We start from the raw sequence: 14,747 nt of genomic DNA on the forward strand, positions 1-14,747 counted from the left end.
TCCGTACATGAGACTCGGTGTCCTCGACGTGGGATCGAACACGGTGCATCTGCTCGTGGTGGACGCGCACCCCGGCGCGTGCCCGCTGCCCGCGCACTCGCACAAGGCGGAACTGCGCCTCGCCCAGCTCCTCGACGACGACGGCGCGATCGGCCCCCACGGCGTCGACCGGCTGGTCTCGGTCATCAAGGAGGCGCTCCAGGCCGCCGAGGACAAGGGCGTCGAGGAGGTCCTCCCGTTCGCGACCTCCGCCGTACGGGAGGCCCGTAACGCCGATGACGTCCTCGAACGCGTGCGCGCCGAGACCGGCGTCGAGCTCCAGGTCCTCACCGGCTCCGAGGAGGCCCGGCTGACCTTCCTCGCCGCCCGCCGCTGGTTCGGCTGGTCGGCCGGGAAGCTGCTGGTCCTGGACATCGGCGGCGGTTCCCTGGAGATCGCCTACGGCATGGACGAGGAGCCCGACGCGGCCGCCTCCCTGCCGCTGGGCGCCGGCCGCCTCACCGCCGGCTGGCTGCCCGGTGACCCGCCCGGCCCGGACGAGGTCCGCGCCCTGCGCCGCCACGTGCGGACCGAGATCGCCCGCACGGTCGGAGAGTTCAGCCGCCTCGGCACCCCCGACCACGTCGTCGCCACGTCGAAGACCTTCAAGCAGCTGGCCCGCATCGCCGGCGCCGCCCGCTCCGCCGAGGGCCTGTACGTCCAGCGCGAACTCAAGCGGGAGTCCCTGGAGGAATGGGTCCCGAGGCTGGCCGGCATGACGGAGGCGGAGCGGGCCGAGCTGCCCGGAGTCTCCGAGGGCAGAGCGGGCCAGCTGCTGGCGGGCGCCCTGGTGGCCGAGGCCGCGCTGGACCTGTTCGGCGTGGAGCGCGTCGAGATATGCCCCTGGGCGCTGCGGGAGGGCGTGATCCTGCGTCGCCTGGATCACATGGAGTCCCTGTAGGGGCCCGCCCGCCTATGGCAAACACCACAACGGCCAAGAGGCCCCCCACCCCACCCCGACCACACCCCGTAATCTGTCCTGCATGGCAGAGCCAGCCGTAAAGATCCCGGACGCGAAGGTCGCCCTGTCGACGGCCTCGGTCTACCCGGAGTCGACGGCCACGGCCTTCGAGATCGCCGCGCGCCTCGGCTACGACGGAGTCGAGGTCATGGTCTGGACCGACCCGGTCAGCCAGGACATCGAGGCCCTGCGCAGACTCAGCGACTACCACCGGATCCCGATCCTGGCCGTGCACGCCCCCTGCCTGCTCATCACGCAGCGCGTGTGGTCCACCGACCCGTGGACCAAGCTCCAGAGGGCCCGCGCCGCGGCCGAGAAGCTCGACGCGAGCACGGTCGTCGTCCACCCCCCGTTCCGCTGGCAGCGCCAGTACGCCCGGGACTTCGTCGCCGGCATCTGGCGCATGGCGAACGAGACGGACGTACGGTTCGCCGTCGAGAACATGTACCCCTGGCGCTACCGCGACCGCGAGATGCTCGCGTACGCCCCCGACTGGGACGTGACGAAGGACGACTACCGGCACTTCACGATCGACCTCAGCCACACGGCGACGGCCCGCTCCGACGCGCTGGACATGGTCGACCGCATGGGGGACCGCCTCGGCCACGTCCACCTCGCCGACGGCCGGGGCTCGGCCAAGGACGAGCACCTGGTGCCCGGCCGCGGCACGCAGCCCTGCGCCGAGGTGCTGGAGCGGCTCGCCCTGACCGGCTTCGACGGGCATGTCGTCATCGAGGTCAACACCCGCCGCGCCATGTCGAGCGCGGAGCGCGAGGCCGACCTGGCGGAGGCCCTGGCCTTCACCCGTCTGCACCTGGCCTCGGCCGTGAAGGTGCCGAGGCGATGACCGACCGGCCCCCGGCGGACGGCGGGTCCGGCACCACCGCCCGCCGCCGTGGCCGCCCCCCGCGCACGGAGGCGGCGGACACCCGCGACCGCATCCTGACCGCCGCCCGCGACGAGTTCTCCGAGCGCGGCTACGAGAAGACGTCCGTCCGCGGCATCGCCAAGTCCGCCGGGGTCGACTCGGCCCTCGTGCACCACTACTTCGGCACGAAGGAGCAGGTCTTCGAGGCGGCGATCACCCAGTCCTTCGGACCCGCCCTGCAAGCACCGAAGGCGATCGAGGAGGGTCCGCTCGACGGGGTGGGGGAGCGCCTGGCCCGCTTCTTCTTCGGCATCTGGGAGAACCCGGCGACCCGCGCGCCCCTGCTCGCCATCGTCCGGTCCGCCGTCACCAACGAGACCGCGGCCGCCGTCTTCCGGCGGATCATCGCCACCCAGGTGCTGCGCCGCATCGCCGTGCGCCTGGAGCTGCCGGACGCCGAGCTGCGGGCCGAGCTCGCCGCCGCCCAGCTCGTGGGCACCGCGATTCTGCGGTACGTCATCAAGATCGAGCCCTTGGCCTCGGCGGACCCGGAGCAGATCATCGCCAGGCTCGCGCCCGTAGTACAGGGACACCTGACCGATCCGTAAGGCGTGCGGGTGCCGTCGTCCGAGACAGTCATCCCGCATTTCGGACACACCGTCCCGCCCACTGGATGACCGGCGTACGCTCGACAGCAGTCAGAAATCTCCGAACCTCTGACGCCGTCTCTGAAGGAGCGAGCGACGATGCCCGAGCTGAGGTCCCGCACAGTCACCCACGGCCGCAACATGGCGGGCGCCCGCGCCCTTATGCGCGCCTCCGGTGTACCGGGTGCGGACATCGGCCGCAAGCCGATCATCGCGGTCGCCAACAGCTTCACCGAGTTCGTGCCCGGCCACACGCACCTGGCGCCGGTCGGCCGGATCGTCAGCGAGGCGGTCGTCGCCGCCGGCGGCATCCCGCGCGAGTTCAACACGATCGCCGTCGACGACGGCATCGCCATGGGCCACGGCGGCATGCTCTACTCCCTGCCCTCCCGCGACCTGATCGCGGACAGCGTGGAGTACATGGTGGAGGCGCACTGCGCCGACGCCCTGATCTGCATCTCCAACTGCGACAAGATCACCCCGGGCATGCTGAACGCCGCCCTGCGGCTGAACATCCCGACGGTCTTCGTCTCCGGCGGCCCCATGGAGTCCGGGCGCGCCACCCTGGTCGACGGCACGGTCCGCACCCTCGACCTGGTCGACGCGATCTCCGACGCGGTGAACGACAAGATCTCGGACGAGGACATCCTCCGCATCGAGGAGAACGCCTGTCCGACCTGCGGTTCCTGTTCCGGCATGTTCACCGCCAACTCGATGAACTGCCTGACCGAGGCCATCGGCCTCTCCCTCCCGGGCAACGGCTCGGTCCTCGCCACGCACACGGCCCGCAAACAGCTGTACGTCGACGCGGCGAACACGGTCATGGACATCACCCGCCGCTACTACGAGCAGGACGACGAGACGGTCCTGCCCCGCAGCGTGGGGTCCGTCGCGGCCTTCGAGAACGCCATGGCCCTCGACATCGCCATGGGCGGCTCCACCAACACGATCCTGCACCTGCTGGCCGCCGCGCAGGAGGCGGGCGTCCCCTTCGGCCTCGACGAGATCAACGCGGTCTCGCGCCGCGTGCCGTGCCTGGCCAAGGTCGCCCCGAACGTCGCCAAGGACCGCACGTACTACATGGAGGACGTGCACCGCGCCGGCGGCATCCCCGCCCTGCTCGGCGAGCTGCACCGGGCCGGCCTGCTCAACGAGGACGTGCACTCCGTGCACAGCCCGTCCCTGGGCGACTGGCTGAAAACCTGGGACGTGCGCGGCGGCTCCCCGTCCGCGAAGGCGGTCGAGCTGTGGCACGCGGCCCCCGGCTGCGTCCGCTCCGCCGAGGCCTTCTCCCAGTCCGAGCGCTGGGAGGCCCTGGACGAGGACGCCGAGGGCGGCTGCATCCGCTCCGCCGAGCACGCCTACTCCAAGGACGGCGGCCTCGCGGTCCTCAAGGGCAACCTGGCCGTGGACGGCTGCGTCGTGAAGACGGCCGGCGTCGACGAGTCCATCTGGACCTTCGAGGGCCCGGCGGTCGTCTGCGAGTCGCAGGAGGAGGCCGTCCAGAAGATCCTCACCCAGCAGGTCAAGGACGGCGACGTGGTCGTCATCCGCTACGAGGGCCCCAAGGGCGGCCCCGGCATGCAGGAGATGCTCTACCCGACCTCGTACCTGAAGGGCCGCGGCCTCGGGAAGACCTGCGCGCTGGTCACGGACGGCCGCTTCTCCGGCGGCACCTCCGGCCTCTCCATCGGCCACGCCTCGCCCGAGGCGGCCGCGGGCGGCACCATCGCCCTGGTCGAGGACGGCGACCGCGTCCGCATCGACATCCCCAACCGTTCCATCGAGCTGCTGGTGGACGACGCCGAGCTGGCCCGCCGCGAGCAGGCGCTGAACGGCGTGTACGCCCCGAAGAACCGCGACCGCAAGGTCTCGGCGGCGCTGCGCGCCTATGCGGCGATGGCGACCAGCGCGGACAAGGGCGCGGTGCGGGACGTGTCGAAGCTGGGCTGACCTTTCTCGCACCGAGGGCCGTCTTCCGCGTGCCGGGGGCGGCCCTCGCGCATGCCCGCCGGCTACCAGGCCGCCGGAGCCGATGCCCGTCGGCTACCAGGCCGCCGGATCGCGCCCGTTCACGGCGAAGACGGTCCCGTCCGGCGCACTGCCGTAGACCCGGTCGCCCACGACCACGGGCTCGGGCAGCGCGGCCGGGATCCGGTCCGACCGGTCGCCCAGCAGGGGGGACGTCTGCCCGGCGAGCTTCCCGCGCCGCGCGTCGACGGCGAGCAGCCGCCCGTCCGACGCGGCCACGTACACGTACCGGTCACCGGCGACCGGCGTGGACCCCCGCATCGTTCCCGTCTCCAGACTCCACATCTGCTCACGCGCCTCGAGATCGACGGCCACCATCGATCCCCCGGTCCCCATGAGGTAGGCCAGGTTCCCGCGCACGGCGCCATGGGCCTGCTGGAGGGGAGCGGTGAGGGGCACCCGGCGGGTCTCACCCGTCTTCGGGGTGTAGCGGACCACGCCCCGCGCATCGCCGTGCACCGCGTCGACGGACAGGAGGAACACCGAGCCGTCCGACGCGCCGAAGGGCTTCAGCGTCCCGTCGAGCCGGACGTCCGAGCGCACGTCACCCGTCCGCGGGTCCACCACAGTGAGCCGGGTGCGCTTCCCGTCCCCCGACGCGCTGATGGCGTACGCCGACGGGTCACCGGTGAACGTGGCGACGTACGGCACCTCATGGCCGGGGATCCGGGTGCTCCACCGCGAGTCGCCCGAGGCGCCGTCCACGCCGGTGACCTTCCCGTCGGCACCCGTGACCAGGAGCATGCCGCCGGCGTACACCGCACTGCCGGCCTCGGGTGTGACCCGCTGCCAGCGCACTTTGCCCGAGGCCGGATCGAGCGCCTCCAGACGACGCCCTTGGTCCGGCGAGGGCTGGACGAGTCCACCCGCCAGCACCGGCGACTCCTTCCGGGGTCCCTTGCCGACAGGGTGCCGCCACAACAGGTGTCCGTCGGACGGATCCAGGGCGAAGACCAGTCCGGACGTGGCGCAGAGCAGCCGTCCTGCCCCGTGGGAGCACAGGGGTGCGCTGTCCCCGGCAGCCGGGGTCGTCTGCCACCCGCTGAACGCGGCCGATGTGGTCCGCGGGGAGGCGGGCTGCGGTGAGCCACCGTCACCGTCGAGCAACGGGAGCGAGGCCAGAGCACCGACAACGGCCAGGCCGAACGCCCCGGCTCCGAGGAGCGTCCGCCTGCCGAGCCGCAGCCTTCTGCCACGACCGGCTTTCACCGCATGACCGGACTCCACGGCACGGGCGGCTTCCACCGCACGGACGGGTTTCCCGGCGGGTTGCCACGAACCTTCGGTGTCCCCGGTCCGCTGAGCCGGTATGAACGTCTGCGTGTCGTACGAAGCCGCGACGGATCGCAGCTCCCGCATCAACTCGTCCGGCGTCGGCCGCTCCTCCGGCTCCTTCGCCAGACACCGCAGCACCAGCGGCGCGACCTCGTCCGGCACACCGGTCAGGTCGGGCTCGTCGTGCACCACCTGGTAGGCGACGATGTACGGGCTGTCGGAGTCGAACGGCCCCCGGCCTGTGGCCGCGTGCACCATCACCGACCCGAGCGCGAAAATGTCGGCGGCCGGCCCCACCTCGCGCGGTCGCCGGAACTGCTCGGGCGCCATGAAGGGCGGCGTACCGATCAACCTCCCGGTCTCGGTGCGCAGTTCGCTGTCCATCGGCCGGGAGATGCCGAAGTCGATGACCTTCGGTCCGTCGTCGGCGAGCAGGACGTTGCTCGGTTTCAGATCCCTGTGGACGACCCCGGCACGATGGATGTCACGCAGCGCCTCGGCCAACCCCGCCATCAGGCGCCGCAACTGGGCCGGTTCCATGGGGCCGTTCCGCTTGACCTGGTCGGACAAGGTCGGTCCCGGGATGAACAGCGTCGCCATCCAAGGCCGTTCGCTGTCCGGGTCAGCATCGACGACGGGTGCCGTGAAGGCACCGCTCACCTTCCGCGCCGCCGCCACCTCCTGCCGGAAACGCCCCCTGAAGTCGGGGTCCTTGGCGAACTGGGCGTGTACGACCTTCACCGCGAGCTTCATCCCGGAGGCGCTCCGGGCCATATGCACGACACCCATGCCGCCCGAGCCCAGACAGGACTCCAGACGGTAGTGACCGGCGTATTCGGGAAGTTCCGCTTCCGCGCCCGCTCCGGCGTTCCGCTGTGGCGCCATGGGACCACCCCCGTGCTGTTCGTCCGCGCGCGCGACGCACGGAGCCTAGTCGAAGACTCGTACGGGACAGAGGCGGCTTGCTAGCCTCCACGCACGAGTTGCGCACACGTGTTTCATGGCGTGACTCGGGGGAATCAACGACACCCCATGGCAGCCATGGGGTTCAACGGGGGAGAAACGCATGTCTGTCGACCATGTCGAGGAACTCGAAGGCAGAGGCGAGGGGGAAGCCGTCACCATGGCGGCATCGGCCCTGCGCTCGTACGCCGTCGCCCCGGGCGTCCGCCTGAACGTCCGCAGCGGACCCGGCACCGGCTACGCCCTGGTCCGCGTCCTGCCCGAGGGAGCCAGGGTCACCATCTTCTGCCAGCGCCCCGGCACCACGGTGGCGGGTCCGTACGGCACCACGAACATCTGGGACAACATCGATGACGGCGAGTACGTCTCGGACGCCTATGTGCAGACCGGCAGCGACGGCTACGTCCGCCCGCGCTGCTCCTGATCCGCCTCTCACTACGCCGGGACCACTCATGCGACCCGACCGGACTGTTCGACTGGAAGTCCTTGGCTGTCGGTGTGGTCACCACTGCTGCTGTGGGCGCAGCCGTGGGCCCGGGACCACCGTCACCGGCACGTACGGCACGTCGAACATCTGGGACAACATCAGCAACGGTGAGTTCGTCGCGGACGCTTACGTCAAGACGGGCAGCGACGGCTACGTCGCCTCCCGCTGCGGCTAGCCCGCACGGAGCCCGCGGTCCGGCAAGGGTCATAATCGACCCGTGAGTGCAGACGACAGCACCCCTGTCACCCCCGCGGGCTCCGCGGCCGAGGCCCTCGGCCCCCGACCAGAGCCCCTGCGCTTCTTCGGCACGACCTGGCTGAACCACGACAACGGCTACACCGCACGCCGCATCGCGGTCGCCGCCGGCTCCCTCGCCACCGCCGTCGCCTCCTGCCTCGTCCTGCGTCTCGCCTACCAGGGCCTCCAGATCGCCGCGATCGGCGATTTCGTCACGCTCCTCATGGTCGTGATGTTCGCGATCTGCAGCGCGCTGGCCTTCCGCCACACCTGGGACGGCTTCACCCGCCGCCCCGACCCCGACCGCCAGGCCTCCCTCCGCGGCCTCCTGACCGTCGGTTTCGTCGGATCCCTCCTCGCCTACTTCTTCCGCTCCCTCACCGAGGCCCCCGGAGAGAAGCTCCACCGCGAGGAGTACGAAGAGGCCCGCAAGCAGTACGAGAAGCGCACGACCCGCCGCTCGGGCAACCCGAGGAACCGCCGCCGGCCCTAGGTGTACTGACCCGCAGGGTTGTCGACGCGGGTTGAGGGGCCGGCCGCCTAGTGCGCCGCCACGATGCGCTCGACCGCGGCCGTAACCAGTTCCTCGCGCTCCGCCTCCGTGAAGACGTCCGGCAGCGTGAGCTGTTCGACGATCAGCCAGTTCAGGGTCAGCATGAGCAGTTTGACGGCCATGGCGTCGCCGGGGAGGCCGGAGGCTTCGTGGTAGGAGACGTTGGCGTCGACGTCGGCGCGGACCCGCTCGGTGAGGACCTTGCGCAGTTCGGGGCGGCGGGTGGCCTCCAGGCGCAGTTCGAGGAGGGCGAGGTAGCCGGTGCGGAAAGCGGCGACGCGGCCGACCAGTTCCCGCATCAGCACGGCGTAGGTCTCCCGGTCGCGGCCGGCCGCCTGCTGGCGCGCGATCGTCGCGTCGTCGGGCTGGAGCCGCTCGTAGACACGGGCGCCGGCCTGGGTGAGCAGGTCGTCCCGGCTGGCGAAGTAGTTGGACGCGGTCCCGGCCGGTACGGCGGCCTCGGCGTCCACCGCCCGGAACGTCAGACCCCGTGCGCCCTCCCTGGCCAGTACTTCGATCGCCGCATCGACGAGGGCGGCGCGCCGCTGGTCGTTCCGTCTCACCATTGACACCACTCCAGGTGTAGTACTAACTTCCAAACCACTTCAAGGAGAGTACTACGAATGGAGTTATCAAAGATGCGAAAGCTCGTGTACTACATCGCGGTCACCCTCGACGGCCGCATCGCCGGACCCCGCGGCGAGTACGACTTCTTCCCTGCCGGTGACGAACAGCAGAGCGCCGCCTACAGCGCCTGGGTCAACTCCCTGTACCCCGAGACCGTCCCGACCGCCTACCGCGCCGCCGTCGGCCTCGCCGACGCACCCAACCGGTATTTCGACCCCGTCGTCATGGGCCTCGGCACCTACCGCGACCCCCTCGACAGGGGGATGACCAGCCCCTACGCGCACCTGCGCCAGTACGTGGTCTCCAGCACGCTCGCGCCCGACGTCGACCCGGCCGTCACCGTCGTTCCGGGCGACCCGCTCGCCCTCGTCCGCGAACTCAAGCGGGAGGAGAACACCGGGCTGAACGTCTGGCTCTGCGGCGGCGGCAAGCTCGCCGGTGCCCTCCTGCCCGAGATCGACGAACTGGTCATCAAGCACTACCCGGTGGTCGCCGGCGCCGGGATCCCTGCCTTCGACGGAGCCTTCGACCCCACCGTCTTCGACGTCGCCGAGCGCACCGCCTTCCCCAGCGGCGTCACCCTCACCCGCCTCACCACCCCCCGCTAGGGCCTGCGGGCCAACCCCCTGCCCCGCACGAAGAGCGCCGCCGGCCACCGCACTTCAGCATCCGCCGGTCTCACCGAAAACTCACCGCACCGCACCCCACCCCCGGCCACCATGGCCCTATGACCACACCTCCCTCCACCGACCACCCCATCGGAGCCGACCGCACCCCCGAACCTCCCGCCGAGCCCTCCCGAACCGCCCGAGCCCACTCCTTCAACGCCGCCGCGGCCCAATACGCGGCCAACCGCCCCTCCTACCCCCCGGCCCTCTTCGACGCGATAGAAGACCTGACCGGCCGGCCCCTCACCGGCGCCCGCGCCGCAGACATCGGCGCCGGCACCGGCATCGCCACCGCCCTCCTCCACGCACGGGGGGCGAACGTCATCGCCGTGGAGCCCGGCGACGGCATGGCGGCCCAGTTCCGCCGCGCCCTCCCCGGCATCCCGATCATCCGCGGCACAGGAGACGACCTCCCCCTCACCGACGCCTCCGTCGACCTCATCACCTACGCCCAGGCCTGGCACTGGACCGACCCCGCCCGCGCCGTCCCGGAGGCCCTGCGCGTCCTGCGCCCCGGCGGCGCCCTCGCCCTCTGGTGGAACACCGACGCCCTCGACGTCCCCTGGATCGCCGAGGCCGCCGCCCGCACCGAACGCCACTTCGGCATCGACGTCTCCGCCGAGAAGCGCAACGTCAACGCCCGCGCCGCCGACCCCACCGGCCGCCTCGACTTCACCCACCGCACCGTCCGCTGGAGCCGCCGCGTCCCGGTCGACACCCACCTGGCCAACATCGGCAGCCACTCGGTCTTCCTCGTGCACGGCGCGGAACACACCGCGGCGTTCCTGGCCGAGGAGCGCGAGCACCTCCTCCGGACCTTCCCGGACGGGTTCGTGGAGGAGGTCTACGAGGTCGTCCTCCTCCTCGCCAAGTCCCCGGCCTGACGCGCACCCGCTTGACGCCTCCCACCCCCGGGAGCATTATTCATCGCATGATGAATAATGCTCCCGGTTCGCCGCGCCCAGGTCCGGCAGCCGTCCCGGGCCAGTCCCCGGACCCGGACACCACTGCCGTCCACGCCGAGAACCTCACCGTCGTCCGCGGCCCCCGCACGGTCCTGCGCAACCTCCGCTTCACCGTCCCCCGCGGCCAGATCACCGGCCTCCTCGGCCCCTCCGGCTGCGGCAAGTCGACCCTCATGCGCGCCCTGGTCGGCACCCAGGCCAAGGTCACCGGCACCCTCGACGTCCTCGGCCACCCCGCCGGCCACCCCACCCTGCGCACCCGCATCGGCTACGTCACCCAGGCCCCGTCCGTCTACGACGACCTGACCGTCCGCCAGAACCTCGACTACTTCGCCGCGATCCTCGACCCCGGCCGCGCCGCAGCCGACCGCCGCGACGAGAACGTCACCCGCGCGATAGCCGACGTCGACCTCACCACCCACGCCGACGCTCTCGCCGGCAACCTCTCCGGCGGCCAGCGCAGCCGCGTCTCCCTCGCCGTCGCCCTCCTCGGCGCCCCCGAACTCCTGGTCCTCGACGAACCGACCGTCGGCCTCGACCCGGTCCTGCGCCGCGACCTGTGGAACCTCTTCCACGACATCGCGCCCGGCTGCGGCGCCACCCTCCTCGTCTCCTCTCACGTCATGGACGAGGCCGAGCGCTGCCACCGCCTCCTCCTCATGCGCGAGGGCGAACTCCTCGCCGACGACACCCCCGACACCCTGCGCGCCCGCACCGGCGCCGACACGGTCGAGGAGGCCTTCCTGCACCTCGTGGACGCGGCAAAAGCAGCGGCCCGCACCAAGGAGACGACCCGATGACCACCACCCCGACCAGGACGATCACCCCACCGAGGGCCCTGAACGCCTCCCGCACCACCGCCACCGCGGCCCGGGTCCTGCGCCAGCTCACCCACGACCCCCGCACCATCGCACTGATGATCCTCGTCCCCTGCGTGATGCTGTTCCTGCTGCGCTACGTCTTCGACGGCAGCCCGCGCACCTTCGACAACATCGGCGCGTCCCTCCTCGGGATCTTCCCGCTGATCACGATGTTCCTGGTGACCTCCATCGCCACCCTGCGCGAACGCACCTCGGGCACCCTCGAACGCCTCCTCGCCATGCCCCTCGGCAAGGGCGACCTCATCGCCGGCTACGCCCTCGCCTTCGGCACCCTCGCGATCATCCAGTCCGCCCTGGCCACGGCCCTCGCGGTCTGGTTCCTCGGCCTCGACGTCACCGGCAGCCCCTGGCTCCTCCTCCTGGTGGCCCTCCTCGACGCCCTCCTCGGCACGGCCCTCGGCCTCTTCGTGTCGGCCTTCGCGGCCTCGGAATTCCAGGCGGTCCAGTTCATGCCGGCGGCGATCTTCCCCCAGCTGCTCCTGTGCGGCCTGTTCACCCCGCGCGACGACATGCACCCGGCCTTGGAGGCCATCTCCGATGTCCTCCCCATGTCCTACGCCGTCGACGGCATGAACGAGGTCCTCCGCCACACGGACATGACCGCCGCGTTCGTCCGCGACGCCCTGATCGTCGCGGGCTGCGCACTCCTGGTCCTGACCCTGGGCGCAGCGACCCTCAGGCGCCGGACGGCGTAGACCACCCGGCGAAGGCGCCGGCATTCCGCCCACCGGACATCACCCCCGCCCGCCACCCCCGAGTGCGAGGATGAACCCGGACGACGCGCAACCCCCGGAGGGCACCTCAGCCATGACCCAGAAAGTCGCAGTCCTCGGCACCGGCAAGATCGGCGAAGCCCTGCTCAGCGGAATGATCCGCGCCGGCTGGACCCCGTCCGACCTCCTGGTCACCGCCCGCCGCCAGGAACGAGCCGAGGAACTCCGCACCCGCTACGGCGTCACCCCGGTCAGCAATCCCGAGGCCGCCAAGACCGCCGACACCCTGATCCTCACGGTCAAACCGCAGGACATGGGCACCCTCCTCGACGAGCTGGCCCCCCACGTCCCCGCCGACCGCCTGGTCATCAGCGGCGCCGCCGGCATCCCCACGGCCTACTTCGAGGAGCGTCTCGCCCCCGACACCCCGGTCGTCCGCGTCATGACGAACACCCCCGCCCTGGTCGACGAGGCGATGTCCGTCATCTCCGCCGGCACCCACGCCACCGCCGACCACCTCGCCCACACCGAGGAGATCTTCGGCGCCGTCGGCAAGACCCTCCGCGTCCCCGAGTCCCAGCAGGACGCCTGCACCGCCCTCTCCGGCTCCGGCCCGGCCTACTTCTTCTACCTGGTCGAAGCCATGACCGACGCCGGCATCCTCCTCGGCCTGCCCCGCGACAAGGCCCACGACCTGATCGTCCAGTCCGCCATCGGCGCCGCGACGATGCTCCGCGACAGCGGCGAACACCCGGTCAAGCTCCGCGAGAACGTCACGTCGCCGGCCGGCACGACGATCAACGCCATCCGCGAACTCGAGAACCACGGCGTACGGGCCGCCCTCATCGCCGCCCTCGAAGCCGCCCGCGACCGCAGCCGCGCCCTGGCCTCCGGCAACAACAGCTGACCACCGGGGGCGGGCCCGTCACCCGCCCCCGCAGCCGCGTCACCTCACACCGCCGCCACGGCCCCGGCACCGGTCGCCGCCTCCGCCACGGCCGGCAACAGCCCGATCGCCCGATACGCGGCATCCACCGTCGGCCGGGCCATCCCCCGGGCCCGCTCCGCACCGGTTCGCAGCACCCCTTCCACATAGCCGGGATCCGCGCACAACTCCTTGTGCCTCTCCTGCAACGGCCGGAGCACCTCGACCACCGCCTCGGCCGTGTCCTTCTTCAAGGCGCCGTACGACGTGTACCCAGCACTCAAGGCCCCGGGTTCGCCACCCGTGCACGCCGCGAGGATCTCCAGCAGGTTGGCGAGCCCCGGCCGGGCCTCCCGGTCGTACACGACCTCCCGCCCGCTGTCGGTCACCGCCCGCATGACCTTCTTGCGCACCACGTCCGGCTCGTCCAGCAGATAGACGATCCCCGGCCCGACGTCGTCGCTCTTGCCCATCTTCGACGCCGGATCCTGCAGGTTCATCACCCGCGCCGCCACCCCCGGCCGCGTGGCCCGCGGCACCACGAACGTGTGCCCGTACCGCTGGTTGAACCGCACCGCCAGATCCCGCGTCAGCTCCACGTGCTGCACCTGGTCGTCCCCCACCGGCACCTCGTCGGCCCCGTACGCCAGGATGTCCGCCGCCATCAGCACCGGATACGTCAGCAACGACAGCCGCACACTCCCGCCCCGCCGCTGCTCCCGCGCGGCCTTCTCCTTGTACTGGATCATTCGCCGCATCTCCCCGTCGGTGGCCACGCACTCCAGCACGTAGGACAGCCGGGCGTGCTCGTCCACATGGCTCTGCACGAACACCGTGCAGAGCTCCGGATCGAGCCCGGAGGCCAGCAGCAGCGTCGCCGACTGCCGGCTCAGCCTGCGCACCCGCGCGGGATCGTGGTCCACGGTCAGGGCGTGCAGATCGACGACGCAGAACAAGGCGTCCGCCTCGTGCTGGTCGACCTCGGCCCACCGCCGCATGGCCCCCAGGTAGTTCCCCAGCGTCAGATGCCCCGTCGGCTTGACCCCGCTGAAGACCCGTGTCATCTCTCCTCCACCTCCTGGTCGGGACCGCCGCTCCGGGCGGCCGCCCCTCCGTGGTTCCGGGAGGGAGAAACGAAAACGGCCGCCGAAGCGGCGGCCGTAGAGTGCATACGTGAGGACGGCCGCCGTCAGGCGGCCCACCACAGCTGGGTGCACGTACGCGTCGTCATGCGGCCCACAGTACGCCCCCGAAGTGCCGTCCGCCCTTGAGTTGACACGCCCAGACCCGGATCCGTAGTGTTCTCCGAGTTGCCCGACGTGAGCGCCGACTCCGGTCGGTCCCCGGGCAGCCAATCCGCAGGTACCAGCCACTATTCGGCGTGCAGTACATCTGTCGTCGCTTCATTGGCATGTGTATTTACGGAATGAGGAATCCTCGTTCGAAAGGACGCGGCCCCCGATTGGCTCGGGAGCCGGGGAATCCGCTAAAGTCTCACTCGTCGGAACGGCCCAACAGCCGCAAAGACAAACCCCGCTGACCGGGGATCAGGCCCGAAAGGATCTGATAGAGTCGGAACCGCCGGAAAGGGAAACGCGGAAGCGGGAACCTGGAAAGCACCGAGGAAATCGGATCGGAAAGATCTGATAGAGTCGGAAACGCAAGACCGAAGGGAAGCGCCCGGAGGAAAGCCCGAGAGGGTGAGTACAAAGGAAGCGACCGTTCCTTGAGAACTCAACAGCGTGCCAAAAGTCAACGCCAGATATGTTGATACCCCGTCCATCGGACAACCGATGGTCGAGGTTCCTTTGAAAAAACACAGCGAGGACGCTGTGAACGGTCGGGCCTATTCCGCCTGACTGTTCCGCTCTCGTGGTGTCGACCGGATTACCGGTAAACATTCACGG

The 14,747-nt window shown here is 70.8% G+C and carries 14 protein-coding genes; 11 read left to right on the forward strand and 3 right to left on the reverse strand.

All coding sequences use genetic code 11. The features are described 5' to 3' along the window. Positions 1-7: 7 nt before the first annotated feature. From AB0G20_RS08280 to ilvD, 4 genes are all read left to right on the forward strand, one after another. Positions 8-940 carry a Ppx/GppA phosphatase family protein gene (locus AB0G20_RS08280; RefSeq protein ID WP_361297627.1) on the forward strand — a complete coding sequence of 311 codons (933 nt, stop codon included), beginning with the start codon at positions 8-10 and terminating at the stop codon, positions 938-940. Positions 941-1,022: 82 nt separating this feature from the next. Further along, positions 1,023-1,847, forward strand: coding sequence for a sugar phosphate isomerase/epimerase (locus tag AB0G20_RS08285; RefSeq protein ID WP_184560907.1), 825 nt, complete (start codon positions 1,023-1,025; stop codon positions 1,845-1,847). Continuing rightward, positions 1,844-2,476, forward strand: a complete 633-nt coding sequence (locus tag AB0G20_RS08290; protein WP_361297630.1) for a TetR family transcriptional regulator — start codon at positions 1,844-1,846, stop codon at positions 2,474-2,476. The genes AB0G20_RS08285 and AB0G20_RS08290 overlap by 4 nt, the downstream gene beginning before the upstream one ends. Before the next feature lie 138 nt (positions 2,477-2,614). Next, positions 2,615-4,468: a dihydroxy-acid dehydratase gene (ilvD, locus tag AB0G20_RS08295; protein ID WP_361297633.1), complete on the forward strand. Its 1,854-nt coding sequence runs from the start codon at positions 2,615-2,617 to the stop codon at positions 4,466-4,468. A 93-nt stretch (positions 4,469-4,561) separates the two neighbouring features. Here the strand turns inward: ilvD and AB0G20_RS08300 are convergent, their stop codons facing one another. Continuing rightward, a complete protein-coding gene (locus AB0G20_RS08300; RefSeq protein WP_361297636.1) occupies positions 4,562-6,706 on the reverse strand; it encodes a serine/threonine-protein kinase in 2,145 nt (714 codons plus the stop codon). 181 nt (positions 6,707-6,887) lie between these two features. On the opposite strand from AB0G20_RS08300, the gene AB0G20_RS08305 reads away from it, so the two are divergent. Together AB0G20_RS08305 and AB0G20_RS08310 are read left to right on the forward strand one after the other, a co-directional pair. Next, positions 6,888-7,208: an SH3 domain-containing protein gene (locus AB0G20_RS08305; RefSeq protein WP_031108843.1), complete on the forward strand. Its 321-nt coding sequence runs from the start codon at positions 6,888-6,890 to the stop codon at positions 7,206-7,208. 280 nt (positions 7,209-7,488) lie between these two features. After that, positions 7,489-8,001, forward strand: a complete 513-nt coding sequence (locus AB0G20_RS08310) for an EamA/RhaT family transporter (RefSeq protein ID WP_361297640.1) — start codon at positions 7,489-7,491, stop codon at positions 7,999-8,001. Between the two features lie 47 nt (positions 8,002-8,048). On the opposite strand, the gene AB0G20_RS08315 is transcribed toward AB0G20_RS08310, so the two are convergent. Next, positions 8,049-8,627: a TetR family transcriptional regulator gene (locus AB0G20_RS08315; protein WP_361297643.1), complete on the reverse strand. Its 579-nt coding sequence runs from the start codon at positions 8,625-8,627 to the stop codon at positions 8,049-8,051. Between the two features lie 72 nt (positions 8,628-8,699). On the opposite strand from AB0G20_RS08315, the gene AB0G20_RS08320 reads away from it, so the two are divergent. The 5 genes from AB0G20_RS08320 (at position 8,700) to proC (ending at position 12,822) form a co-directional block, all read left to right on the forward strand. Next, positions 8,700-9,296 (forward strand): dihydrofolate reductase family protein, encoded by a 597-nt coding sequence (locus tag AB0G20_RS08320; protein ID WP_361297646.1) that lies wholly within the window; start codon positions 8,700-8,702, stop codon positions 9,294-9,296. 119 nt (positions 9,297-9,415) lie between these two features. Beyond that, the gene (locus AB0G20_RS08325; RefSeq protein WP_361297649.1) at positions 9,416-10,240 is read left to right on the forward strand and encodes a class I SAM-dependent methyltransferase; all 825 of its coding nucleotides are present in this window, start codon (positions 9,416-9,418) and stop codon (positions 10,238-10,240) included. A gap of 47 nt (positions 10,241-10,287) precedes the next feature. Continuing rightward, complete coding sequence (locus AB0G20_RS08330; RefSeq protein ID WP_361297652.1) at positions 10,288-11,121, forward strand: ABC transporter ATP-binding protein; 834 nt, start codon at positions 10,288-10,290, stop codon at positions 11,119-11,121. Next, on the forward strand, positions 11,118-11,897 hold the full coding sequence (locus tag AB0G20_RS08335) for an ABC transporter permease (protein ID WP_361297655.1): 780 nt from the start codon (positions 11,118-11,120) through the stop codon (positions 11,895-11,897). Before AB0G20_RS08330 ends, AB0G20_RS08335 begins: the two co-directional genes overlap by 4 nt. Positions 11,898-12,009: 112 nt before the next feature. Then, positions 12,010-12,822 carry a pyrroline-5-carboxylate reductase gene (proC, locus tag AB0G20_RS08340; RefSeq protein ID WP_361297658.1) on the forward strand — a complete coding sequence of 271 codons (813 nt, stop codon included), beginning with the start codon at positions 12,010-12,012 and terminating at the stop codon, positions 12,820-12,822. A gap of 44 nt (positions 12,823-12,866) precedes the next feature. On the opposite strand, the gene trpS is transcribed toward proC, so the two are convergent. After that, the gene (gene trpS, locus AB0G20_RS08345) at positions 12,867-13,904 is read right to left on the reverse strand and encodes a tryptophan--tRNA ligase (RefSeq protein WP_361297661.1); all 1,038 of its coding nucleotides are present in this window, start codon (positions 13,902-13,904) and stop codon (positions 12,867-12,869) included. Positions 13,905-14,747 lie beyond the last annotated feature (843 nt).

The organism is Streptomyces sp. NPDC024017, assembly GCF_040638895.1.
Lineage (GTDB): Bacteria > Actinomycetota > Actinomycetes > Streptomycetales > Streptomycetaceae > Streptomyces.

Coding starts and splice junctions, on each gene's coding strand:
- AB0G20_RS08280 (WP_361297627.1), top strand. CDS start 8: ATGAGACTCGGTGTCCTCGACGTGGGATCGAACACGGTGCATCTGCTC.
- AB0G20_RS08285 (WP_184560907.1), top strand. CDS start 1,023: ATGGCAGAGCCAGCCGTAAAGATCCCGGACGCGAAGGTCGCCCTGTCG.
- AB0G20_RS08290 (WP_361297630.1), top strand. CDS start 1,844: ATGACCGACCGGCCCCCGGCGGACGGCGGGTCCGGCACCACCGCCCGC.
- ilvD (WP_361297633.1), top strand. CDS start 2,615: ATGCCCGAGCTGAGGTCCCGCACAGTCACCCACGGCCGCAACATGGCG.
- AB0G20_RS08300 (WP_361297636.1), bottom strand. CDS start 6,706: ATGGCGCCACAGCGGAACGCCGGAGCGGGCGCGGAAGCGGAACTTCCC.
- AB0G20_RS08305 (WP_031108843.1), top strand. CDS start 6,888: ATGTCTGTCGACCATGTCGAGGAACTCGAAGGCAGAGGCGAGGGGGAA.
- AB0G20_RS08315 (WP_361297643.1), bottom strand. CDS start 8,627: ATGGTGAGACGGAACGACCAGCGGCGCGCCGCCCTCGTCGATGCGGCG.
- AB0G20_RS08320 (WP_361297646.1), top strand. CDS start 8,700: ATGCGAAAGCTCGTGTACTACATCGCGGTCACCCTCGACGGCCGCATC.
- AB0G20_RS08325 (WP_361297649.1), top strand. CDS start 9,416: ATGACCACACCTCCCTCCACCGACCACCCCATCGGAGCCGACCGCACC.
- AB0G20_RS08330 (WP_361297652.1), top strand. CDS start 10,288: ATGATGAATAATGCTCCCGGTTCGCCGCGCCCAGGTCCGGCAGCCGTC.
- AB0G20_RS08335 (WP_361297655.1), top strand. CDS start 11,118: ATGACCACCACCCCGACCAGGACGATCACCCCACCGAGGGCCCTGAAC.
- proC (WP_361297658.1), top strand. CDS start 12,010: ATGACCCAGAAAGTCGCAGTCCTCGGCACCGGCAAGATCGGCGAAGCC.
- trpS (WP_361297661.1), bottom strand. CDS start 13,904: ATGACACGGGTCTTCAGCGGGGTCAAGCCGACGGGGCATCTGACGCTG.